The sequence below is a fragment of the Endozoicomonas sp. ONNA1 genome, assembly GCF_024606325.1.
Taxonomy (GTDB): Bacteria; Pseudomonadota; Gammaproteobacteria; order Pseudomonadales; family Endozoicomonadaceae; genus Endozoicomonas_A.
In genome coordinates this window covers 1-1,260 of the sequence record NZ_JAHHPN010000386.1, presented here as the reverse complement: position 1 = coordinate 1,260, position 1,260 = coordinate 1, and the positions used below count along the sequence as shown (strand labels likewise).

Genomic DNA, 1,260 nt, shown 5'->3' with positions numbered 1-1,260 from the left:
ACTTGAATTTAAGTCTTATTTTTCTAGGGAAATCTTTTGTAAGATATTTTTCGAGTTCCAGGCTAAATGCTTCAATATTTCTGAAGCACCAAAAAATGGTGAGCTAAAATTTTCTGGTGACTCATTTTACTATATTCCAAAGAAAGATTTTTCTGGCTCAGATGGTTTTATAGTTAATAAAAAACGTTATAATATAAATGTTGAAAACACTATATTTGATTCAGCAGCAGAAATATCATTAGAGGCTTATTTTTTATGTAAAAACTATAAGTCTATAAATAGAAAAACTTTAATAGAATCAGTTTATGCACCTGTACCTTATAGTGACTTAGCATTACAAAAAAATAATTTAAGACTACAAATTTTAAACCGGCCACCCTCCGCTTATGTAGTCCTTAATGAAGTATCTGCTTATGCTGACAGAGATAAGCAAGTTTATGGGTATCCTAACTATCCAGAGTTATCTTTAAAACTACCTATAGACTGGGCCACAAAAAAACCACCATTCAATACAAGATCTTGGAGATATGGTTTTAATGCATGGGTATTCATGGACTCATTGCTTAGCACGGGTGACATAGACGACTTAGTTTATGCCAAGAAATTAATGATGGATTGGATTGATTTCAATATAATTCAAAAAAAAGTAAACGAGTTTTCTTGGTATGATATGGGTGTCGCTTTTAGGGCTACGAGAATACCCTATATTATTGAACATTGCTTAAGAAATAATTTACTTTCTGATGAAGAATTTTATCTTTCATCTTTAGCGTTACAGATTCATATTCTTGACTTAGCTAACTTAGATAAACTTGCACTACATTCAAACCATGGTCTTTATCAATTATGCGGTCTGCTTGCTATTACAAATACATTACCAGAAATAAAAAACAGAGATTTATATGATGCTTTCGCTAAATATCACTTTTCACAGACCGTTTTGAAAGACGTTAACTCTGAAGGAGTTCATCTAGAACATTCACCAGACTATCACGTTTATATTTCTGACATTCTTTTCTCAGCTATAAAAGCTGGTTGGGTTACAGATCCTCTTGCAATAGAACGTGTTCAAAAAATGAACTCAGTAAATTTCATGCTATTGCATCCAAATAATAAAGCTGTTCGCTTTGGTGATACTTCAGAAAGAGACTTCAGAAGCATCATCAATAAGCAAGTACCTGAATTGTTTTACATCTACAGAAATGGTAAAGAAGGCAAACAACCTAAAGTTCATAACTTAGTTCTTCCTGAATCAGGTTA

The 1,260-nt window shown here is 32.1% G+C and carries 1 protein-coding gene; it reads left to right on the top strand.

Annotated elements, in window-relative coordinates; translation table 11 throughout:
- Positions 1-1,260, top strand: a 1,260-nt coding sequence (locus KDK19_RS08950) for a heparinase II/III family protein (RefSeq protein WP_257291766.1), incomplete at both ends; no start/stop codon positions are given.